This window comes from Kurthia sp. ISK08, assembly GCF_046159805.1.
Classification (GTDB): domain Bacteria; phylum Bacillota; class Bacilli; order Bacillales_A; family Planococcaceae; genus Kurthia; species Kurthia gibsonii.
Window position 1 is genome coordinate 322,484 of the sequence record NZ_JBJXHL010000001.1, and the last position, 23,373, is coordinate 345,856.

At 36.0% G+C, this 23,373-nt stretch carries 23 protein-coding genes; 1 reads left to right on the plus strand and 22 read right to left on the minus strand.

Annotated elements, in window-relative coordinates; genetic code table 11:
* Positions 1–34: 34 nt before the first annotated feature.
* From ACKVQX_RS01540 to ACKVQX_RS01555, 4 genes are all read right to left on the minus strand, one after another.
* Positions 35–886: a hypothetical protein gene (locus tag ACKVQX_RS01540; RefSeq protein WP_409135957.1), complete on the minus strand. Its 852-nt coding sequence runs from the start codon at positions 884–886 to the stop codon at positions 35–37.
* Positions 887–950: 64 nt separating this feature from the next.
* On the minus strand, positions 951–2,411 hold the full coding sequence (locus ACKVQX_RS01545) for an FtsK/SpoIIIE domain-containing protein (protein ID WP_409135958.1): 1,461 nt from the start codon (positions 2,409–2,411) through the stop codon (positions 951–953).
* Positions 2,408–2,569, minus strand: coding sequence for a hypothetical protein (locus tag ACKVQX_RS01550; RefSeq protein ID WP_409135959.1), 162 nt, complete (start codon positions 2,567–2,569; stop codon positions 2,408–2,410). Before ACKVQX_RS01550 ends, ACKVQX_RS01545 begins: the two co-directional genes overlap by 4 nt.
* Complete coding sequence (locus ACKVQX_RS01555; RefSeq protein WP_409135960.1) at positions 2,569–2,979, minus strand: hypothetical protein; 411 nt, start codon at positions 2,977–2,979, stop codon at positions 2,569–2,571. Before ACKVQX_RS01555 ends, ACKVQX_RS01550 begins: the two co-directional genes overlap by 1 nt.
* A gap of 178 nt (positions 2,980–3,157) precedes the next feature.
* Here ACKVQX_RS01555 and ACKVQX_RS01560 point away from each other — a divergent pair, with 178 nt between their 5' ends.
* Positions 3,158–4,225 (plus strand): hypothetical protein, encoded by a 1,068-nt coding sequence (locus tag ACKVQX_RS01560; RefSeq protein WP_409135961.1) that lies wholly within the window; start codon positions 3,158–3,160, stop codon positions 4,223–4,225.
* A gap of 89 nt (positions 4,226–4,314) precedes the next feature.
* On the opposite strand, the gene ACKVQX_RS01565 is transcribed toward ACKVQX_RS01560, so the two are convergent.
* The 18 genes from ACKVQX_RS01565 to fapR form a co-directional block, all read right to left on the minus strand.
* A complete protein-coding gene (locus ACKVQX_RS01565; protein ID WP_409135962.1) occupies positions 4,315–6,555 on the minus strand; it encodes a DEAD/DEAH box helicase in 2,241 nt (746 codons plus the stop codon).
* Positions 6,552–8,255 (minus strand): site-specific DNA-methyltransferase, encoded by a 1,704-nt coding sequence (locus ACKVQX_RS01570; RefSeq protein WP_409135963.1) that lies wholly within the window; start codon positions 8,253–8,255, stop codon positions 6,552–6,554. The genes ACKVQX_RS01565 and ACKVQX_RS01570 overlap by 4 nt, the downstream gene beginning before the upstream one ends.
* 450 nt (positions 8,256–8,705) lie before the next feature.
* On the minus strand, positions 8,706–9,272 hold the full coding sequence (gene lepB, locus ACKVQX_RS01575; RefSeq protein WP_068454933.1) for a signal peptidase I: 567 nt from the start codon (positions 9,270–9,272) through the stop codon (positions 8,706–8,708).
* A gap of 117 nt (positions 9,273–9,389) precedes the next feature.
* Positions 9,390–9,734, minus strand: coding sequence for a 50S ribosomal protein L19 (rplS, locus tag ACKVQX_RS01580; protein ID WP_068454936.1), 345 nt, complete (start codon positions 9,732–9,734; stop codon positions 9,390–9,392).
* Between the two features lie 136 nt (positions 9,735–9,870).
* Complete coding sequence (gene trmD, locus ACKVQX_RS01585) at positions 9,871–10,608, minus strand: tRNA (guanosine(37)-N1)-methyltransferase TrmD (protein WP_068457516.1); 738 nt, start codon at positions 10,606–10,608, stop codon at positions 9,871–9,873.
* A complete protein-coding gene (gene rimM, locus ACKVQX_RS01590; protein WP_068454939.1) occupies positions 10,608–11,123 on the minus strand; it encodes a ribosome maturation factor RimM in 516 nt (171 codons plus the stop codon). The genes trmD and rimM overlap by 1 nt, the downstream gene beginning before the upstream one ends.
* Positions 11,124–11,187: 64 nt before the next feature.
* Entirely contained in the window at positions 11,188–11,421 is a 234-nt protein-coding gene (locus tag ACKVQX_RS01595; protein ID WP_068454942.1) for a KH domain-containing protein, read from the minus strand.
* Positions 11,422–11,453: 32 nt separating this feature from the next.
* Complete coding sequence (rpsP, locus tag ACKVQX_RS01600; protein WP_068454945.1) at positions 11,454–11,726, minus strand: 30S ribosomal protein S16; 273 nt, start codon at positions 11,724–11,726, stop codon at positions 11,454–11,456.
* A gap of 156 nt (positions 11,727–11,882) precedes the next feature.
* Complete coding sequence (gene ffh, locus ACKVQX_RS01605) at positions 11,883–13,238, minus strand: signal recognition particle protein (RefSeq protein WP_068454948.1); 1,356 nt, start codon at positions 13,236–13,238, stop codon at positions 11,883–11,885.
* Positions 13,239–13,250: 12 nt separating this feature from the next.
* The gene (locus tag ACKVQX_RS01610) at positions 13,251–13,583 is read right to left on the minus strand and encodes a putative DNA-binding protein (protein ID WP_068454951.1); all 333 of its coding nucleotides are present in this window, start codon (positions 13,581–13,583) and stop codon (positions 13,251–13,253) included.
* Positions 13,584–13,921: 338 nt separating this feature from the next.
* On the minus strand, positions 13,922–15,172 hold the full coding sequence (gene ftsY, locus ACKVQX_RS01615; RefSeq protein ID WP_068454955.1) for a signal recognition particle-docking protein FtsY: 1,251 nt from the start codon (positions 15,170–15,172) through the stop codon (positions 13,922–13,924).
* Positions 15,173–15,187: 15 nt separating this feature from the next.
* Positions 15,188–18,748, minus strand: coding sequence for a chromosome segregation protein SMC (gene smc, locus ACKVQX_RS01620; RefSeq protein WP_068454957.1), 3,561 nt, complete (start codon positions 18,746–18,748; stop codon positions 15,188–15,190).
* Between the two features lie 10 nt (positions 18,749–18,758).
* Positions 18,759–19,511 carry a ribonuclease III gene (rnc, locus tag ACKVQX_RS01625; protein ID WP_068454959.1) on the minus strand — a complete coding sequence of 251 codons (753 nt, stop codon included), beginning with the start codon at positions 19,509–19,511 and terminating at the stop codon, positions 18,759–18,761.
* A 161-nt stretch (positions 19,512–19,672) separates the two neighbouring features.
* The gene (acpP, locus tag ACKVQX_RS01630; RefSeq protein ID WP_068454961.1) at positions 19,673–19,909 is read right to left on the minus strand and encodes an acyl carrier protein; all 237 of its coding nucleotides are present in this window, start codon (positions 19,907–19,909) and stop codon (positions 19,673–19,675) included.
* Positions 19,910–20,026: 117 nt separating this feature from the next.
* The gene (fabG, locus tag ACKVQX_RS01635) at positions 20,027–20,770 is read right to left on the minus strand and encodes a 3-oxoacyl-[acyl-carrier-protein] reductase (RefSeq protein ID WP_121178146.1); all 744 of its coding nucleotides are present in this window, start codon (positions 20,768–20,770) and stop codon (positions 20,027–20,029) included.
* Positions 20,760–21,719 (minus strand): ACP S-malonyltransferase, encoded by a 960-nt coding sequence (gene fabD, locus ACKVQX_RS01640; protein ID WP_068454967.1) that lies wholly within the window; start codon positions 21,717–21,719, stop codon positions 20,760–20,762. Before fabD ends, fabG begins: the two co-directional genes overlap by 11 nt.
* Positions 21,719–22,711 carry a phosphate acyltransferase PlsX gene (plsX, locus tag ACKVQX_RS01645; protein ID WP_068454970.1) on the minus strand — a complete coding sequence of 331 codons (993 nt, stop codon included), beginning with the start codon at positions 22,709–22,711 and terminating at the stop codon, positions 21,719–21,721. Before plsX ends, fabD begins: the two co-directional genes overlap by 1 nt.
* On the minus strand, positions 22,708–23,286 hold the full coding sequence (fapR, locus tag ACKVQX_RS01650; RefSeq protein WP_068454973.1) for a transcription factor FapR: 579 nt from the start codon (positions 23,284–23,286) through the stop codon (positions 22,708–22,710). The genes plsX and fapR overlap by 4 nt, the downstream gene beginning before the upstream one ends.
* Between the last annotated feature and the right edge of the window lie 87 nt (positions 23,287–23,373).

The following is a 23,373-nucleotide window of genomic DNA, read 5'->3' on the forward strand; positions in this document are numbered from 1 at the left end:
CGCAATATGATATAATGACATTGCAAAATTATTTTTAGAAGTCCTGATTGCCGTCAGGGCTTTTTGTTTGTTTTAATTTCCAAACTGTTTCTGTAAAACTATTTTGAAGTAGTTCCCCATCTTCTGAAATATCCATTCGATAGATAGAAATATCGGCTTCAAATTTATTTTCAAGTGAATTCTTTTCACCAACAACAAATGATGGCTTAAAATCTTTAAAATAGCTATCTGTAAGCTCGACATAAGAAATTTCAGGTTGTTTCAAACCTCGACTTACAAAGTATCTAGGTTGATGAAATGCACTTGGCATTTCGAGCAACTCTTTTGTAATATATTTTGTGATATAATTAGCGGATTTTTCTTTATTTTGAATTTTGGAAACCGTACTAAATCCATTCTGCCAATTTTCAGCATTGTAAATCTGAATACCTTTCTTTTTAATAAGCCTCTTATTTTTAGGATAACGAGCCTCTACAAGCGGTGGCGATAAACCACCCGTTACACCATGAAAATGTATTCTCCCCGACTTATGCAATTCTGGTATGAAAAGATAAGCAAATTTCCCATATCTTTCACGCTGATACTTTAACCATGCTTGTAATCGTTGTCTTGAATAAACATAATTTTTTGCGTTTATCTTACTATCGTTAAGTGTAAGTGTCCAAAATAAATCAAAATCATTGGCTTGACAATAATATTTAATTTTTCTTTTGATTCGATATGCTTGCTCTAAAACTCGTTGTTTTTTTGCTTCTTCACTGTCAACGCATTTCAAAACTCGATTAGATTTACATTTTTCACCTAATATTCTTATTCGATTTTCTCCATATTTTATTATTTCTATATGGTGATCGAACCTAATAATTTTTGAATTATATTCAACCATTTTAATCTCTTTTCTTGTTCTATTCAGCTTATCTTGCGTGTATGTCAAGTAGTACACGCAAGTCCTAGCTGAGGCACTCGGCTTGTGGCAAGCCACCGCCTTCAGCCTCAGCTAATTTTGACAATGTTTCTTTAAACGGTATTTTTTCATCATCATAGTAAGGACTTAAAAAGGGTTTTGGTGCTTCCCAATCAAGCCCATCCAACCAAATCAATCCACCATAATTAGAAGTGTCTGATCGTGGTAAATCTTTTAATCCCACTCCAAATATCTCTTGAGCTTGTTGTTGCGACATACGTCCTAACGCTACCCTTAATCCTAAAGAATCCCTTGCCTCTGTAGGTAATATAGAAGCTGGCATCATCTGTCCACTAACAACTACTGATATTGATACTTGTCTTCCTTTTACAATTAAGCTCATTAAATTAGAGTAAAATTGTGGATAAATGCGTTCAGCAGGTTTTAAAATTTTATCTTTAGCTTGCATTTCTACAACAAGTGACAATAATTCATCTGCAATGAGTAAAATTGAACCTTGTTTAAATAATTCAGCATGAGTTAAATCCCTTTCAGAATTAACATCAGCATTTATTTCTCCATATCTCTGTTGCATAATTTGACAAAGCTCAGTAGTTAGTTCCAAAGAGGATTGTGCATCAGTAGAAACTCTCCCAATGCGATTCATAGCAACACTTAAAAATGCTCCTTTTCCGTCTATTGTAAATATCTTATTTTTATAATTACTTGCAAGAAAACTAATGATTAAGCCTTTTAATAGACTTGTTTTTCCTGAACCGGTAGGACCGACTATCAGACCCATAGGCTGACGTGTAGTCCATGATAAGCGTTTTGTGAGCTGAATATTTAGTTCGTTAGTTTTCTGTATCTTAGATAGATCATCTATTATCAGCCGTTCATCTTTTTCGTGAGAAAACACCATTATAATCAATCCGTCTTTAATTCTTCGATTTTCAAGTATCCAAGACATTTTAGTTTCCTTTACAAAATATCCATGTAGCCTACGAGTAATATCCTTCTCCATCTCTGCATTAACGTGTCCACCAGTCATGAGCTTAAAGGTGAGTAAACCATCAGTAACTGAATAAATCCATTTAACAGATTTTGTCTGATTAAACGAATTATCATGTTGGCGTAGTAAATCGCTTTCCTCTGTAAATCCTCTTAGCAATTTTTCAAGTTTCCATTTTTCAATAGGTGAATATTTGGAATGGAGAAATTCCCAGAGTGAAATTGCAATGATGATCACGAGTGCGAAGAGTAACATAAGGTTTAATGATTGATTATCAAAAATTATTCTTCCCTTTGAAAAGCTGGGAATCACATTTTTATAGTTATACACAATCAACAATAAGAAAGTAATCATTGCCCATATCTTTGTAAGCAAAATATAAAGTTTACGTTTTTTATAAGCAACCTGTACCTGATTTTCATCAACGGTCAATTTACTCAGAAATCCTCCAAGTGGGGGGAGGCGAGAAAACCATTCGATAAATTTTTCTATCATTTTCCGCAGTCCTCAAAATCGCCTTTTATCTTACCTGTCAAAATATCACGAGCAATATCAATAAGTTCCAAAGCACGCGTTCTATTTAATGTTTCATCTTGGAGGCAGTATTCGATTTCATTAAGATATGCCCAAGTTGCTAATTCTTTTTTATCCATTATTTTTTCTCGCTTTCATTTGTTGTTTCTGAAACATTTAAGACTAGCTTTAAACCTCGCCATCCGCCACCATTTCTGCCTTGTTCCCATTTCAACATGACTTTTGCATCTTCAAGTTTTACTTCTGAACCAAGCAGCTCATTAATAGATATATTAAGTAAGTCTTGTTCTTCCCCTACCAACTCTAAAGGATAGGTCTTTAGTTCAGAAGAATCAGCCCCTGATTTCTGTATTAGTTTAGCTAGTTCAGCATCTACGAATTGACAAGAGATTTTTGCAACAGAATCTTGAATAGCTTCACCTGATTCTGAGTAACGTGGAGATCTATTTACAGATTGGATGACTGCTATTCTTGGTACCTCAACATTTGAAATAACTGCTTCAGCAATTTTTGCTTTTCCTAATAACATATTTAATAATCCTCCTTACAGCTATTTGCGACTAGCTATATTAAATTAATTACGGAGTCCGCAACCTCATAACAACTATCAAGCGCTTGATAAAATGATTGTAGCACACTAATTTCAGTGTATAATTAGTGTATATTTCAATAGAAAAATTTAAAATAATACACTAAGGAGATTCATTTTGGAATTTAATACTGCCTCTGAACTTATATATTCTACAGTTGCAAAACGATTAAAAGATAAAAAAGATTTACTAAAACTAACTAATGAGCAAATTGCAGGTTGGAAAGAAAAAAAGAAATTAGTTAAAAAAGCATATATTGACCCAACTGGTCAAGGGGAAGATGAACCAGCAATATATAAGATAGTTAAAATCAAAACTAAATTTGACCCTCAGATGATTTCTCGAGTACTAAACAATAATAAAAATGCTCCAAAAGGAAGAACATCTCCAAATCCATCCTTAATTCCAACACCTAGAAACAACGCTGACGATGGGTACTATGGGATTTTACAAAGGAATCTAAAATTTGAATCCATTTGTGACATGCTTTGGGGAACGAAGAAAGAAAAAAAAGATTTTATTCCATTAATTTTTATTTGCTTAATAACTGATCTTTTAGACATGGAAAATGATTTTTCAAAAGAGATTAAGGAAATTCTGGTTGATTTCATTCCATATGCCAAGAATCAAACGTTTTTTGAAATGTTCATTACACAAGAAATTGAAATGCCCCTCGTACCAAATCAAGAATCATATGAAAAACCTACATACTTTCACGGAATTAAAGAAAAATCTTATAAAACACCTGCATATTTTTACGGAATTAAGGAAGATGGTATTTATGAAGAACATTCCTTAATTCGATTTGAGGCAATAGAATATTTATATTCTAAATGCGGTCAAAAATTCGAAAAAATTTTCAATGAATTTATTGAGAAACGAAGTAATTTAAAAAATCTAAATAGAGATTTAAGCGATTTTGCTCTTAATTCATTGAGAAAAATGTTAAATGGATATAAACCTAATGAAAATTCACTTGGTTTAAGAGTAAGAAACTTATTAATCTCTGATTGGAAAGCACAAGCTAAATTTATATTTCCAGAAATAGAAAAAACGTCATCAAAAGATACTGATGACGTTAGAAAGTATTTAATAGATTGCTCATTACAATACATTCACAATTTAGAAGATATTCAACAAATAATTATAAGAAATGAGAAGCGACAAGTTTTTAATCAGATTTAACTTTTTTCACAGAAACCATAAAAAAAGCAAAGTCAAATTAGACTTTGCTTTCTTTGGTTGATCATATTAATCTCATACTTTATGACACTCTACTTTTCTTCTGTAGGTCCGAAAAGTTTAATAATAGGTTGCCATTTATCAACTACCATCTCATCTACCCATTCGCCATTATTGAGATAATATAGCTCCTCATTCATATCACGTACAAACGCCCACTTGATATCGTAATTTGCAGCGTATTTCTTCAATGCTTCATATTTAGCTGGTGCATAAGAATCGATGTTTTTATCACGACCTTTGACATCTTCACCGCCCTTGGTTTCAATGATATAAACATCACCATTCTTCATTTGGATAATAAAATCAGGATAAAAGTGTGAAACTCCACCGTTAGTACTATAAACAAGTGAAAAATATTGAGGACCCTTATCTCCGTTTTTATACACAAAATCAACAATATCCGAATGTTCTTCAAGCCAGCGTTCCATCAAACGTTCAACAATACTTGGTCGAACTGCAATAGATGCTGTCGTGTACCCTTGATAAACATTAGTTTGAACCATTTTTGTATCTGGCAATTTTGGATTATACGTATATCGTTCTGTCAAGGGAATCGTAAAATCATTCTTTTGGATATTATCTAAATCAAGACTTCCTTGAATCGCTTGTGCTACATCTATTTTTCTGAATTCTTCACGTAAAGCACGCCAATTATTCAAAATGAATGCCGTCCATTCATTCGCATCTAATTTTAAAATGGAAGTTACAAGAGAATAACCTCGCCATAAGAAGAAACGCTTAAGCATTGCTTCAACTTTAGATACTGGTAAATGAATTACACGATCAAGTTCGTGGAAAGCATGGAGTAAGTCTATTCGATTATCTTGATAATCAGCTTCTACCCAGCGTTCTCGATCAATAAGATTTTCTACATTTTTCAGCGTGTCAAAGCGCCCCTGCTTGAACGTTGTTAATATTTTGTTCCCTAAGATATAACCATTAGCTTCTAGAATATGTTTGTTAGCCTCTAAGTCATCTGTAAAATTAAAACGTTTTTTCAATCCTACATATATATTATTAAGAATCATTTTTTCATTCAGAACTTCATCATAATTAATCACTCGTTCAGAAATCAGCTTTAAATTTTTACCTTTATCTTTCAGATTTAATAATGGAGTTGGTGCAACTGCTGCTCCTTGTGCAAATACCCCGTTTAAGAAATCTGTATCAAAAGTATAGAGGTAGGCATTATCAAGCACATCAACATTATAGTGACCTATCCAAGGTTGTGGCATACGGCGGATTCTTCCAAGTGTTTGAACTGTAAACTGTTCTCCCATGTTTTCACGGATTTTGATTAAAATTTTAGCACGTGGTGCATCCCAACCTGTCGCAATTGCTTGTTTGATAATCAGATACTCTACTTTATTATCAAGTTTAGTTACATCAATAACGTTTCTTTTTTGTTCAGAAAGCCAAATGCCAAGCTTGCCATCTTCATACGTTTTATGCATCTTTTCTCGAAGATGCTTTTCAATACGTAAAGATAAGTCGGGTGTTGATTCATCTGGAAGTTGAACCAGTACGAGTGGATTGATATCAGTTATTCCATTCTCAATATAGTTAGCAACAATTTGTTGGCGTTTCTTTTCGGCTGCATCAAATAGAATCGCAAACTCATCTGTTCCATCAAGACTTGTATCGATTGCTTCATTGACAACTACCGCTTTTGTAATCAAACCAGATGCAATGACTGATTCTTCTAGCACTTCATAGAACTCAACTATGTCAGGTGTATTAGGGTCTTCAATCGTTGCGGACACACGAACCGTTTTAGACGCCTTAAATCGTGAAATAATATCACGTGCTTTGTCTGTATCATTGCGATGTGCTTCATCGATAATCACGATAAAATGACGGTCATTTTGAAAGGCTTTTTCGATTTTATCAACCAAATTATCACGTTCACTATCTGTAAGCATTGCTTTTGATTTTTTACCGACTACACGTTCATAGTTGATAAAAGTCGCTGAACCTCGTTCAAAGCCATTCAGTAGCGCATCATCTACAGATTGCGCCTTGATACTTGAAAAGCTGTTTGCTTTATCTTGTGATTGTTCTTCAAGTTCTCCTGCACCTGGCGTAAACCAAACAAAAGCAATATTATCTCCAGTTGAGCGAATATATTCATCAATCCAAGATAAAAGCATGATAGTTTTACCTGCTCCAGTTGGCGCCTTAATCGTCAAGTTATTAACGCCATATTCAGGTGCTATAAAAGCCAAAAGTTTATCGACCACATCTTGTTGGAAATTTTTTAATTGTATCATTTCGTCCACAACTCCGTTCCAAAGAAATAATTCGGGATTTCTTGTACTTTAATTTGCAGATCTTGTAAAATTTGATTTTGCTCTGCATCCCGGAAAACATCGGGATGTATGAAAAGTGTTGAATCACTAATAAGTTGTTTATTATTAATCAATAATTCAAGCTGTTCTTCGTTTAAAACAATTTGAACTTTAGGATTAGTAATATCAATGCCAAATTCCAGTTCTACAAGTGGTGTTACATACTTCAACAATTCATATTCAAGAGAAATATCAGGAAATTCTTCTTTTACGACAAAGTCTGTTTTAAAGTATTTGAGATTTAGAGGATGTGCTTCATATTTTTCAGTACCAGTAGAAACACGTTTCATACGCTCGTAGGTTACTTCTTCAGCAATATTATTTTCATTGTTTGTAGCAAGGATAAATTTGCGACTACCGCCATCTTCGGCGTTGAGTTCGATGACTGCTTGACCAGTTGTGCCAGAACCAGCGAAGAAGTCCAGAATTAAAGCATTTTTATCCCCCAACATTTTTATCTGGTCTTGGACTAGATACACTGACTTAGAAAAATTAAATGGGGCTTTTCCATCAAAAAGTTTCTTTAACATATTAGTTCCGTTAAATTCACTCTGATATTTTTTATCAATCCAAACATTTTTAAACACTTGTTGCTCATAATATTTATGTTGGATTATAATATCGCCATTTTCAGTAGTAACTGCTCTAAAATAATTAGGTACATTTAATTTCGAAAAAGTTGATGCAATATTCTTCCAAGAAAAATCTCCTGACGCAGTTGATGGAAATACTTCAGTAGCTCCTTCAAATTTTTCCAAACTCAGCGTTCCATCATCAAGTACATAAATTGGATAAAAATTATTTGGACGATTCTGACGTGACCATGATGTACGAGCTCGCAAATAATTTTCCCATCTAAATGCACCTTTTTCATCACGTTCAGTGAATGTTTCTTTAATTTCGTCACTTATAGCAACTTTTTGAAAATCAGCTTCATAAGCGTTTGCAGCATATACTAAGAAAAACTCCGAGTTCTCAGAAAAATACCTTGCTTGATTTCTGCCTTTTGGATTATGAAGAACAGTAACCATACCTACTTTATTATTTTCTCCAAAGATATCATCAAGAATATGTCTAAGATTATGGATTTCTTTTTCGTCAATTGCAACCGTAATAAATCCAGATTCTTTTAACAATTTTTTCGCTATTTTAAGCCGTGAAGTCATAAATGATATCCACTTTGAATGCTTAAATTCATCTGTTTTATCGACATAATCATTGTTATATCGCCAATCACTTGAGCCCGTATTATAAGGAGGGTCAATATAAATCACATCAATCTTGCCAGCATGGGTTTTCTCCAAAAGATGCAGACTATGCAGGTTATCTCCCTCCAAAAGAAAGTTAAAATCTTCTGAATCGGGCTTATCATTAATTTTTTTACTTGCATCTTCTATAAAAACAGGAATTTTAGTTTTCATTTCTTCTTCAACTTTTTCTGTATGTTCTTCCCATACTAACCCATACTTTTTAGTATTGAGCATTTGAATCAGTTTTTCGAGCTTTGGAATATCATCTTTACGAGCTTCCTCTCGTGCTTTATCAATTAGGATTTTAACGTAAGCAATAGAATCATCTTTCTCATTTTTATGAGGACGATCATTAAAAACATTTTCAGACATAAAAAACACTTCTTTCTCTAGTAAAATCGAATTTTAGGGCTACTTCAAAAATATTTTTTCCGAACCCCTTTTTATATTCTATCATTTTATAGTTAACCTCTTTTTAATCTAATTTAGATAGTACTATTATAACAAACATATAGGTATATAACTATTTAAGAAATATTATATATGGGTACTATTCAATAATTCATTAAATTTTGATTGGGCAAATCTTTGGGCACAATCAGAAGCTTATTGCTTATTATTGATCAACACATTATAAAAAATTAAAATCCCATTAAACTTCACCACATATTTACTTCGAGAGTGAAAGAAGAAAAAGCCCTTAATTTATAAGGACTTTTCGCTAATCATAATTCAGTTTTTATCGATTTTCAGCTTCGTGTTTTTAAGGAGTTATTATTCAGGTCATTCAACCATTGAATGGTCATTCTCTCACTCCTACATCTATTTCACTAAGCCAAATTGATCGAGTGGCCAGAAAACGATACTCGCTTTACCGATAATTTTGTTCTCTGGAATGAGTCCGATATGTCGACTATCTTTACTATTACGTCGATTATCACCCATTACAAATACATATCCTTCTGGTACTCTGTCTTTTTGTACATAGTCTTGTAATTGAAAATCTTCTGTTAATGTGCCACCATCTTGAATGGCTTTTTTAAATTGTTGTAAATAAGGTTCGTCAATCGCCTTACCATTCCGATATAATACATCATTCTTGTATTCAATCGTATCACCCGGCAAACCAATTACACGCTTAATATAATCTCTTTTCTCCGGAGCGTGGAAAACGACAATATCGCTATGATGAATATCGGAAATCTTGTAAGAAACTTTATTCACAACCATTCGATCACCACTGTGTAAAGTAGGCATCATCGACTCCCCATCTACGACAATCGGTGTAAATAGCACATAACGAATGAAGGCTGCTAATGCAAAAGCGATAATTAAAGCTTTCGTCCATTCCCATAGCTCATTCTTTTCTTTCTTTTGTTTCGTTTCCATAGCGCGCCTCCCTCTACATTCTATACTCATTGTACAAGGATTTCTTTTTACAGGCAAAAAGAAAAGCACTATCCAAAAGAAATCGATTGGATAGTACTCTCTTTAACAGCTAAGAAATTAGCGAATTTCTTTGATACGAGCTGCTTTACCACGTAGGTTACGTAGGTAGTATAGTTTCGCACGACGTACTTTACCGCGACGAGTAACTGTTAAGCTAGCGATTTTTGGTGTATGTACAGGGAATGTACGTTCTACACCAACACCGTAAGAAATTTTACGCACTGTGAAAGTTTCGCTAATACCGCCACCACGACGTTTGATTACAACGCCTTCGTATTTTTGGATACGTTCGCGAGTACCCTCAACGATTTTAACGTCGATGCTTACAGTATCACCAGCACGGAATGCAGGGATGTCTGTACGTAATTGATCTTTAGTAATTTCTGTAATAATGTTTGACATTTTATTCTCTCCTTAGACAGATGCTCTTATAGATCGCTCTTGGTTGCTACAGCGGAACATCGTAATACGGCATTCCTCATAGGAAATGCATTTTAAATACTATCATACTTCAAAGTCGGTTGCAAGCTAATATACTTTACAGCTTTGAATTATTTTTTAATTGTTTTAAATAAGCTTGTTGCTCTTTTGTTAATTCAATGTGTTCAAGCAAATCTGGGCGACGTTCAAACGTTCTCTTTAATGATTGCTCCATACGCCATTGCTCAATTTTTGCATGGTTTCCTGACATTAATACATCTGGAACTTTCATGCCGCGAAAATCTGCAGGACGTGTATAATGTGGATGCTCAAGTAATCCTGTTGAGAACGAATCATTGACGTGAGAAGCTTCTTGTCCTAAAACCCCTGGAAGAAGGCGTACGACACTATCAATGACCGTCATAGCGGCTAGTTCGCCACCTGTTAATACAAAATCACCAATCGAGATTTCATCGGTTACAAGGTACTCTCGAATACGCTCATCATAGCCTTCATAGTGACCACATAAGAAGATTAAATCTTCTTCCTTAGCCAATTCTTCTGCTTTCTTTTGATCGTAGCGCTCACCTTGCGGACACATTAAAATAATGCGCGGCTTTTTACCTTGTGCGACTAAATCTTCTACTGCATGGAAAAGAGGTTCTGGCTTCAGCACCATTCCTGCACCACCACCATAAGGATAATCATCTACTTGATTATGCTTATTTTGTGAAAAAGAACGAAAATCTGTCACATTCATTTGTACAGCGCCTTTTTCTTGTGCTTTCTTTAAAATAGACGAACCGAAAACACCTTCAAACATATCAGGGAATAACGATAATACATGGATATTCATCATGATAATAAGCCATCCATCAGTTCAATTGTGATGCGTTTTTCATCAACATCGACTTCTTTCACAACGTCTAAAATGACAGGGATATAATGCATTTTGCCATTTACACCTTTAACTGTCCAAACGTCATTTGCACCTGTTTGAAGAATCTCTGTAATCTCACCAATCTCATTATCTTCTTCATCGAATACCGTACAACCTACGATTTCGTGATAGTAGAACTCATCATCACCAAGATCATCTAAATATTTTTCGTGAATTTTTAATTCCGAACCTTTGAATTTTTCTACATCTTGGATGAATGGATATCCTTCAAATGTTAGTAAGATAAAGTTTTTATGCGCACGTGCAGAAGCCACTTTTACGATTGTTGGTTTTTTTTCACCTGGAATAAAAATACCTAATTCTGCGCCTACTTCGTAACGTTCTTCTGGGAAGTCTGTTTGCGAAATGACACGTACCTCACCACGAATACCATGTGTATTGACGATTTTTCCTACGTTAAACCATTCCATTGGATACACCTCTTTTAATTTTTTTAAACAAAAAAGGAAGGAACATAAGCTCCCTCCTTTTCTGCTAATCTTGAATATCGACGTATGTCTTCTTCATGCGGTGACTGCTTGCGGCTGAGTAAACAATTGCACGAATTGCTTTTGCAACGCTACCTTGTTTGCCAATGACCTTTCCGACATCACGAGGATTTACAGAAAGCTTATAAACAATTCGATTCGAACTCTCTTGAACAGTAATGTTCACATCATCCGGAAAATCGACTAAAGGTTTTACGATTGTTTCGATCAGTTGTTCCACAAATGTCACCCCCGATTATTTAAAAAGTAATATTAGTTACCTTTTTTTGAGTTATGGAATTTTTCCATGATTCCTTGTTTTGAGAACAAGTTACGTACTGTATCTGATGGTTTCGCACCGTTACCTAACCAAGCTAAAGCTTTAGCTTCGTCGATTTTAACTTCCTCAGGAGAAGTTAATGGATTGAAAGTACCGATTGTTTCGATTGAACGACCGTCACGTGGTGAACGTGAATCAGCAACTACGATACGGTAGAAAGGAGCTTTGTTAGCACCCATACGTTTTAAACGAATTTTAACTGCCATGTTTATTTTGCACCTCCGAATAAGTTTCACACAAGATAGTATAATATCAAGCTTTCGATTGTTTGTAAAGTGTTTATTCTTAACACACATTATTTTACCTTAAATCAAATGAAATTACAATAGCTTGTAAAGTATTTTTTCTTAACACACATTATTTTATTTAAATAATGAATCCATTCCCGGTAATTTGAACTTTTTCTTATTCTTAGTCGACATACCTGTCATTTGCTTCATCATTTTTTTCATTTCATCAAATTGCTTAATGAGACGATTTACTTCTTGAACCGTACAACCTGAACCTTTTGCAATACGCTTTTTGCGACTTGCGTTAATAATTTCAGGGTTGGTTTTCTCTGCAATCGTCATCGATTGAATGATGGCTTCGATATGATCAATTTGTTTATCATCAAAATTAATATTATCTAAGCCCTTCATTTTATTCACACCTGGAATCATTTTCAAGATATCTTCTAATGGTCCCATTTTTTTCACTTGAGCCATTTGCTCTAGGAAATCATCAAATGTAAAAGTTTGTGTTTTAAACTTTTCTTCTAATTCTTTTGCTTTATCTTCATCTACTTGTGCCTGTGCTTTTTCGATTAATGATAAAACATCACCCATACCTAAAATACGTGATGCCATACGCTCTGGGTGGAATGTTTCAAGCGCATCCATTTTTTCACCCATACCGACAAATTTAATCGGTTTTTCAGTTACTGTACGAATAGATAGCGCCGCACCACCACGTGTATCACCGTCTAATTTTGTTAAAACAACACCTGTGATGCCAACTGCTTCATTAAAGCTGTTCGCAACGTTGACAGCATCTTGACCTGTCATTGCATCCACAACTAAGAAGATTTCATCTGGCTCTTTTAAAGCGCGAATATCTTTTAATTCTTGCATGAGATTTTCATCAATGTGCAAGCGACCAGCTGTATCGATAATCACAACATCGAGATGTTCTTCTTTGGCATGTTCTAATGCTTCTTTAGCAATATCAACTGGCGATACTTCTGTACCTTTTTGGAATACAGGAATACCTAATTGCTTACCTAGTGTTTCTAATTGCTTTACAGCTGCTGGACGATAAACATCGGCTGCTACAAGCAACGGTTTTTTATTGTATTTTTTACGTAATAGATTTGCTAATTTACCTGTAGTTGTCGTTTTACCGGCACCTTGTAAACCGACCATCATAATAACAGTTGGTGGTTTCGTCGCAAATTTAACAAGACTTTGTTCGCCACCCATTAAATTCGTCAACTCATCTTGTACAATTTTAATAACTTGTTGACCTGGTGTTAAACTTTTCATGACGTCTTGACCAATTGCACGTTCACTTACAGTTTTAACAAATTGTTTTACTACTTTTAAGTTAACATCGGCTTCGATTAAAGCGAAACGAACTTCGCGCATCATTTCTTTAACGTCTTGTTCGTTAATTTTACCCTTCCCTTTAATCTTTTGAATCGTACTTTGGAGTCGCTCTGCTAAACCCTCAAAAGCCATAATTGTCGCCCCCTAGTCTTGCTTCAATTGCTCAACAAGTGGCAATAAATCTGCCTTTTCTGTTGTGTCATCTTGTAAGCAAGCTGATAATTTGTCTGTAATCTTTTGTCTTTTTTTGAATTTATGGAAAAGCTGTAATTTCTCTTCATATTCCTCAAGCATCGCTTCCGTTCGACGAATGTTATCATAAACCGCTTGACGTGACACCTCATACGATTCAGCAATTTCGCCTAAAGAAAGATCATCTAAATAGTAAAGTTGCATATAACTTCTCTGTTTATCCGTTAATAATGCTTGGTAAAAATCAAAAAGGAAATTCATACGTGTTGTTTTATCTAAAAGCATCGTTAACTTCTCCTTAACACATCTATTCTATCATGTGTAGTATTTTTTATACATTCGTAGACATATTCCTTTGTATATTAATGAAAAACCCTATTTCTGTCAAGTAAAACTACTTGTCTTATCAGAATGTAAAATCGGCTCGTTCACATGCAGAAGGCACTCAACAGCTCGACTTGAAGACGCTTTTTGTCTTCAATCAAGAGATGGTTGTGACTCTAGCATGTCGGGGATTTTCCTAGACAATCGAAAAGGAAAATTCCTTCGCTCACATGCAAAAGGCATAAAAAGAGGTCTTGAAAATCCGTAGATTCTCAAGACCTTAGGATTCAAAGAGAAGCCTATTCTTCTTCTTTTAGTTGCTCATCTAACGCATCTGCAAATAAGCCATATACATAGCGCTCTGGGTCAAATGGTTGTAAATCGTCCATCTTCTCACCAAGCCCTACGAATTTTACTGGAATATGCAGTTTATTACGAATGGCAATTACGATACCACCTTTAGCTGTACCATCTAATTTTGTTAAGACAATTCCTGTAACATTCGTTGCTTCTTTAAATGTTTGCGCTTGAATTAATGCATTTTGTCCTGTTGTTGCATCAAGTGCTAACAACACTTCATGCGGTGCATTTGGTACTTCACGTGAGATGACGCGATGTACTTTTTCAAGTTCCTTCATTAAGTTTACTTTATTTTGTAAACGACCTGCTGTATCGCAAATTAATACGTCCACACCGCGGTTCTTCGCTGCATGTACAGCATCGTACATAACAGCCGCTGGATCTGAACCTTCCGATTGCTTAATCACTTCAACACCGACACGATCGCCCCATACTTGTAATTGGTCAATTGCACCTGCACGGAATGTATCACCAGCAGCTAACATAACTGAACGTCCTTCTGATTTTAAACGGTGTGCTAATTTACCGATTGTTGTTGTTTTACCAACACCATTTACACCTACGAATAGAATCACCGTTAATTCGCCTTTTGGTTGTAAATTCAATTCAATATGGTCGTCTCCAGCTTTTTCATAAATCTCTACTAACTTTTCAGAGATTAATGCTTGGATTCCATCTGTTGATTTGATATTTTTCTTCTGTACTTCATAGCGTAGAATTTCTGTTAATTCCATAACCGTTTCAAAACCAACATCGGCTTGTAAAAGTACTTCTTCTAATTCTTCAAAGAAATCTTCGTCTACCGTACGATAACGTGCAACTAAGTCATTTACTTTTGATGTAAATGAGTCGCGTGTTTTCGTTAATCCTGATTTGAACTTTTCAGTAATTGAGAAAGCTGAACGGAACCAACCTTTTGATTCTTTTTCTGCCTCTGGTTCGTCTTTTACTTCTTCAACAATGGCAACTTCTTGTTTTTCTTCTTGTACAGTTTCAACCGTTTCTTCTTCAACAGGTTTTGTTGTTTCTTCAACGACTTCCTGCTCTTTTCCTTCTTCTACAGCAGGTAATTCCGCTTGAGCTGGTTCTTCTGTTTCAACAACTTCTTCTACCTGTTGTTCTGGTTCTTTCACTTCTTCTTTTGATGGTCCACCCATCAATTTTTCTTTCATACGCTTTAAAAAGCTCATGTTTTATTCGCTCCTTTAGGACACTGTTTCTTGTTCTAACTTAACGGATACTAACTTAGATACACCTTGTTCTTGCATCGTAATACCATATAAGACATCCGCGCCTTCCATTGTTACCTTTTTATGTGTAATCACAATGAATTGTGTATCTTCACTGAATTTTTTCAAATATTGACTATAGCGCGATACATTCGCTTCATCTAACGCTGCCTCTACTTCATCTAAAATACAGAATGGAACGGGGCGTGTGCGCAAGATGGCAAATAATAGAGCGATTGCTGTTAATGCACGTTCGCCACCTGAAAGTAAACCTAGATTTTGCAGTTTTTTCCCTGGTGGTTGTGCAACAATCTCAATACCTGATGTTAATAATTGATCGGGTTCTAGCAAAATTAAATCTGCTTTACCTCCGCCAAATAATTCTTTGAACACTTCCTGGAAGTGTATGCGAATTTGTTTAAATGTTGTTCCAAAGCGCGTCGTCATCTCTTCATCCATCTCACGAATTGCTTCATACAATGTGTCTTTCGCTTCGAGTAAATCATTACGCTGTGATGTTAAAAATTCATGACGCTCTGCAACAGCCTCGTATTCTTCAATCGCAGAAATATTGACATCTCCTAGCTCCTTAATAGATTGAGATAGCATATTTACTTTACGTTTCGCTACTTCTAAATCCACTTCTAATGCAGGTTCTAGTTGCGCTTCTTCAAACGTTAAATCATAGTTTTGTTGTAATTGTTCAACAGCGTTTGCGCGCTTTACTTCTAGTTTTCCAAGTTGAATTTTCACTTGGTTTTGTTCATTGACAAATTGTTGGTGAATTCGCTGCATCTCTTTTAATGTAGTCGTTTCTTCATCAACGCGTTGCTGTAAGTTAGCACGTTTTTCAACGGATTGTTCAATCGCTGTTTCGAGTTGTTGCTTACGTTTTAATTGTTTTGCAATCTCTTGTTCGAACTGTTCTTCAGAAAGCCCATTAGTTGCATCACCTTTTGTAACAAATTCGATTTCACGTCGAATTTTAGATACTTCTTCGGCTGCTTCATTAAAGTAACTTCTTGTTTCTTCTGTAGAAGTTTGAATACTTTCGAATTTACCCATTGCTTGTGCATGGTCTTCACGCTGATTCGCTAATTCATTTAATAATGTATCACGCGCTGTCTTCATTTGAACTTTCAATTCGTTCAAACGCTCAATTTCTTGTTCTAAGTGTTGAATTTCTTTCGCTGTTTGATCGAGTTGTTGTACTAAAGCTTCTTGCTTTGTTACAAGCATCGCATGGCGTGACGTTGTATCTTGTTGTTCAGAACCATAAATAGATAGGCTTTGTTGTAACATCTTCTCTTGCGTCACAGTCGCCTGATACGTAGCTTCTAATTCATTCTCTTGAACACGTAATTGCTCACCATGATCACGTTGTACGTCAAGTAGTGTTGCAGCAGATTGTGCTTTTTGTTGCCATTCAGCCACAACCTTTTCAGCTTGCTGAATTGTTTCTTCCATCTCGACTAAATTTGCTTGTAATGTTTCCAGTTCTGCTTTACGACTGAATACGGTATTTTGTTGCTTATTCGCACCGCCACCAGACATCGAACCACCCGCATTCACAACATCACCATCTAATGTGACAACACGATAGCGATATTGTAAAAACTTCGCAATTTGCGTTGCACCATCTAAGTCTTTTACAACTAGAATATGCCCTAATAAGTTTTCTGCAATACTACGATAACGTTCATCAACTTGAACAAGTTCATCAGCCGTTTGAATAAATGAAGGGTGATCAAGGATTGGTTGTAACGCTGCTTGTGATAACTTACGCGATTTCATAATATTCATCGGTAAGAATGTCGCACGTCCTGCACGCACTTGTTTTAAATAACGAATGGCTCTTTTTGCATCTTCATCTGTTGCCGTTACAATATGCTGCATCGCTGCCCCAAGCGCTGTTTCAATCGCTTGTGTATAAGCTCCTTTTGCATGAATTAACTCTGCAACTGCCCCCTGTACACCTTGTAATTGGTTTTGTTCACGCGCCTTTAATACAGCTTTAACCCCTTGATAAAACCCTGCAAAATCAGCCTCTAGTTCAGCTAATGTATCACGTCTTGAACGTAATTGTTGTACGTGATTATAACCTTCATAAAGCATTTTTTGCTTTTCAGCTAATTGAGTATTCGCTTTTTGTAATTCGGCTTGTGTCGCTTCATAGTCTTTTAAATGCTCTGCAATTTCTAATCGAATTGCATCTAACTTCGGCTCTACTTCTGCTAACGTTGCTTGTGCTTGTTGCAACTCAGTTGTTAATTCACTTGATTTTGATGTGATTTTTTCATCGGACTGACGCTGCTGTTGAATTTGTTGTTCGATACTTTTCAGTTCATTATTCGTTGCCGCTTGTTCATTTAAACGTTCGATATATGTACTTTTTTGATCTTCAATTTCTGCATCTAATTCATCTGTTGAGCGATTTAAATCCGTTTCTAATTGTTTCACATGTTTTCGTAACTTGTGGACATGATTTTGCGCTTCTTTTAAAGCATGCTCTTTTTCAATAAGCGACTTCTGCCACTGATCTCTTTTAGACTGTGCTTGTTTTAAAGATTCTTTTAGCTTACTTAATTGCGCAGAAGCATTTTTTTGCTTTTCTGCAAATAGATTTTGTTCGCCCTGTAGTCGTGCGTAGTTTTCACTCACTTCTACAACTGTTTTTTGATCTGCATCTAGTTTTTGACCAACTTGAAGTAACTCGTCTTTCATTGACGCAATATGCTGCTCCAACTTTTGAATTTCGACAAGTTTTTCTTGTTGCGACGTATTCCACTGATGTTGATCTTGTAATAACTTCTCAACGGTGTGGTCGATTTGTTCAATATCATGAATTAATACACCAATATCAAATTGGCGTAGTGTGTCCTTCATCTCTAAATAGTCTTTAGCAGTTGAAGCTTGTAATTGAAGTGGTTCAATTCGTTCATCTAATTCATGTAGAATATCGAGTACGCGATTCAAGTTATCATCTGTTTCAAACAATTTATGTTCTGCTTTTTTGCGGCGTTTTTTATACTTTAAAACACCTGCAGCCTCTTCAAAAATAGCGCGACGATCATCAGGCTTACTATTTAAAATTTCATCAACGCGACCTTGTGAAATAATCGAGAACGCTTCTTTACCTAAACCAGAATCTAAAAATAAATCTGTAATATCTTTTAGACGGCAAGTTTGTTTATTTAATAAATATTCACTTTCGCCTGAACGATAAACACGACGCGTTACACTAACTTCGTTATACGAAATTGGTAAACGCTCGTCTTCGTTATCAAGGATTAATGTAACTTCTGCAAAATTCAGTGCTTTTCGCGATTCACTTCCTGCGAAGATGATGTCTTCCATCTTGGCACCACGAAGTGATTTAGCTGATTGTTCACCTAATACCCAACGAATTGCATCGGTTACATTACTTTTCCCACTACCATTCGGACCAACTACCGCCGTCACACCTGGTACAAAATCAATCCCAATTCGTTCAGCAAATGACTTAAATCCAATCACTTCTAATCGTTTAAGATACACCGTAATTCACCTACCCTTTTGGGAACTGCTCTTTTAGCGCGCGCATCGCTGTTTGTGCGGCTTTTTGTTCAGCTTCCTTCTTCGATTTACCATTACCCTCTCCAAGCGTTTCACCGTTTAATGTAACGCGTGAAATGAACGTACGATTATGGGCTGGTCCTTGCTCTTTAATAATCTCATAAGTCAACACACCAGAATTCGCTTGTTGAATCATTTCTTGTAGCTGACTTTTAAAATCTACAACATGAGAAAATGTGCCGAGCTCAACTTTTGGGAAAACAACTTTTTCCAAAAATGCAACAACTGTTTCTAAACCTTGGTCTAAATAAAGTGCACCAATGAATGCCTCAAAACAATCGGCTAATAATGCCGGACGTTCACGACCACCTGTCAGTTCCTCACCTTTTCCTAAAAGGACATAATGACCAAAGGATAACTCATTTGCAAAAGTTACTAATGATGGCTCACAGACAATCGCAGCACGCAATTTCGTTAGTTCACCCTCTGTCATCTTAGGAAACATTAGGAATAAAAACTTAGAAACAGTTAGCTCTAATACAGCATCTCCTAAAAACTCTAATCTTTCATTATCTTCAAATCCTTTACGTCGATGTTCATTTACGTAAGAAGAATGTGTGAAAGCATTATATAGTAGGTTTTTATTGTGGAAGCTGATTTTTAAATTCTTTTGTAATTCTTCAAACTTCTTTTTCGCATGCTCAGAAATCGCACTGTTTTTCTGAGATAATTCTTCTATTCTCATTTTATCAACCTCTTATTTTTTAGCTTTACGTACATAGTCAATTTTACTCGTTTATGCTCAATAGTGCAAAATTATTTAGCAATCTGCATAAAAAAGCCCCCATTTCAAGAAACGGGGACTTTATGATAAGTATACATACTTCTGAAGTATGTAAAATCGAATTAGCCAATTTTGCTTTCGATGAAGCTTACTGCTGATCCAACTGTAGAAATTTTTTCAGCATCCTCATCGTCGATTTGCATATCGAATTCTTCTTCAAGTTCCATTACTAGTTCAACAACATCTAGTGAGTCTGCACCTAGGTCCTCTTTGAAAGAAGCTTCTAATGTTACTTCGCTTTCGTCAACACCAAGACGGTCAACGACAACTTTTGTTACGCGTTCAAGTACTGTAGCCAAAATACTCACCTCCCCTCAATAAATTTGCATATTCGTCACAACTGGTATGACCACTTTTTGTAGTATACCTTACTCTATTGATTTTGAATATATTTTTTCGTGCATTTAATGCAAAAGTTACATTACCATACCACCATCGACATGTAAAGTTTGACCTGTCATATAGCTTGCTTCATCTGATGCAAGGAAGGCAACAACATTTGCAATTTCTTTTGCTTGCCCTAATTTTGCAAGTGGAATTTGTGTTAACATTGTTTCTTTTACATCTTCTGGTAGTACATCTGTCATTTCTGTCTCGATGAATCCTGGTGCTACTGCATTTACACGAATATGACGTGCTGCAAATTCTTTTGCAGTCGTTTTAGTTAAACCAATCACGCCTGCTTTAGATGCTACATAGTTTGCTTGACCTGCATTACCAGCCACACCTACGATAGATGCAACGTTTACAATACTACCTGAGCGTTGTTTCATCATTTGACGACTTACTGCTTTTGTACATAAGAATACTGATTTTAAGTTCGTATCAATTACTGCATCCCAATCTTCTTCTTTCATACGCATAATCAGGTTATCGCGTGTAATACCCGCATTATTCACTAAAATATCTACAGAGCCAAAAGCAGCCATTGTCGCATCAACTAAACCTTTTACTTCATCCGCATTGGCAACATTTGCTTGGTGTACAATTGCTTCGCCACCTTTTGCAATAATCTCTGCTGCTACTGCTTCTGCTTTTTCTTTTGAACCGCTATAGTTTACAACTACTTTAGCGCCTTCTTCTGCTAATTTAAGTGCGATCTCGCGTCCGATTCCACGCGATGCCCCTGTTACGATTGCTGCTTGTCCATTAAACTTCACTTGTATTCCACTCCTTCGCTGCTTCTACAACTTGTTGTAATGATGCTTCATCAAATACACAGTATGTTGTTAATTTACGATCTACTTTTTTCACTAATCCACTTAATACTTTACCTGGACCACATTCAATGAATGTATCTACGCCTTCTGCTACTAGTTGACGTACTGTTTCTTCCCAACGAACAGGTGAGTATAGTTGTTCGACTAATAGTGAACGAATTTCTGTAGCATCCGTTACTGCTTTTGCTGTGACATTTGCAATTACAGGTGCTTTCGCATCATTCATCTGAATGTCTGCTAACATCTCTTGTAATTTCGAAGCAGCTGGACGCATTAATTCTGAATGGAACGGTCCACTCACAACCAATGGTAATACGCGACGCGCGCCTGCTTCTTTTGCTTTTTCACTTGCTACTTCTACTGCTTTCGCTGTACCCGAAATAACAATTTGTCCTGGGCAGTTCAAGTTTGCTAATTGTACAACTTCTCCCACTTCTTCTGAAGCAGCATCTGTTACAGCTTGTAATGCTTCTGCATCTAAACCAAGTACAGCTGCCATTGAACCTTGTCCTGCTGGAACTGCATCATTCATAAAAAGACCACGTTTATGTACGGCTACAACCGCATCTTCAAAACGCATAACACCTGAAGCAACAAGTGCAGCATATTCACCTAAACTGTGTCCCGCTGTGAAGTTTGGATGGATACCATGATCCATTAATTGCTGTGCAACCATTACACCTGTTGTTAATAAAGCTGGTTGCGCATGATATGTTAATGTTAATTCTTCTTGTGGTCCTTCTAACATTAATTTTGATAAGTCAAAACCTAATAATTGATCTGCTTCTGTGTAAAACGCTTTACTTGATGCATTCGCTTCGATTAATTCTGCACCCATTCCAACTGTTTGTGAACCTTGTCCTGGGAAAATAAACGCTACTTTTGTCATTATGCATTCTCCTTTGAAATCGTTTGGTCAATTGTTTGGCATACGCGGTGTTCGACCATAATATGCGTTTGACGAATCGCGCTGTAGATGGCCTGTGCTTTCGATGAACCATGCGCCTTAATAACAGGTGCTTTTAAACCGAATAATGGTGCGCCACCATATTCTGAGTAGTCCATCTTTGTTTTTAAATTCTTTAAATTATTTTTCATCATCATAGCTGCTACTTTTGTTTTTGTCGATGATAAAAACTCTTCTTTTAACATCGCAAAAATATTCCCTGCAACACCTTCGATTGTTTTTAATACCATGTTGCCCGTGAAGCCATCTGTTACAACGACATCTGCTGCGTGGTTTAATAATTCACGTGCTTCCACATTGCCGATAAAGTTGATGTCATTTTGTTCTTTCAACAATTTGAACGCTTGTTTTGTTAAGTCGTTCCCTTTTTTATCTTCTGTACCGATATTTAATAGACCAACTGTTGGTTTTTCAATACCGCGTACTTGTTTTGCATAAATACTACCCATAATGGCATATTGTAAAATGTTTTCTGGTTTAGCATCGGCATTTGCACCTAAGTCGAGCATGTCAAAACCTGCACCATCTAAAGTTGGTAATGTCGTTGCTAGCGCTGGACGGTCAATACCATCAATACGATGAACAATGAATAGCCCTGCTGCCATTAATGCACCTGTATTACCTGCTGATACACACGCATCTGCTTCGCCATCTGCTACAGCTTGTGCCATACGCACCATCGATGCATCTTTTTTACGACGAACTGCACGTACTGGTTCATCTGTTCCTTCAATTACTTCTGAACAATGAATGACTTGTACACGTTCGTGTTGTTTTAAATAAGGTGCCATTTTCACTTCGTCACCATATAGTAAGAACTCTACATCTTTAAAATCTTCTACTGCCTGAAATACACCTTCAACGATTTCCTTTGGTGCATGGTCGCCACCCATTGCATCAATTGCTATTTTCATTCGTTTCCACCCTTACCTTTCGTACGGAACATTTCAAAATTCCCGATAAATACCGTTTTTCCTTCAACTGTTGATGTCACAGTTACATACGTGCGGTTCGTATCCGCATCCTGCTTTGTAACAACTGCTTTTGCTACAACACGGTTTCCAGCGTGTACAGGTTTTGTGTACGTTAAGTCTGATTTTACCGTTAAGGCTAAATCATCGTCAATGACAGCAACTGCTAGTGAGTTGGCTTGCGCAAAAAGATGGTGTCCCCTCGCAATACCATTTCGTTGAAAAACATGTTCTTCCTTTACATCAAAAATCGAAATCGCTCGGTCATCTAAATCAATATCAATAATCTCACCAATGACTTCATCAATCGGCAGTGTCTTGACTTCATTTTCAAAATTATGTGCTGCTACATCTTTAATCCGTTCGCGTAGCTCTGGGATGGATAATTCCATACGGTCCAAACGAATTGTCTGGACACTGACGTTAAATTTACTCGCCAATTGATCATCCGTAACGAATGGATTATCTTCAATGGTTTGCTTCAACAATTTTTGTCGCTCTTTTTTTGAATACTTCATTGTTTTTTCCGCCCCTTATTTTAGCACTTGGTACTAATATCAGTATATAAATATAAAAAAGAGAATGCAAGTGTTGTTTTTTAAACA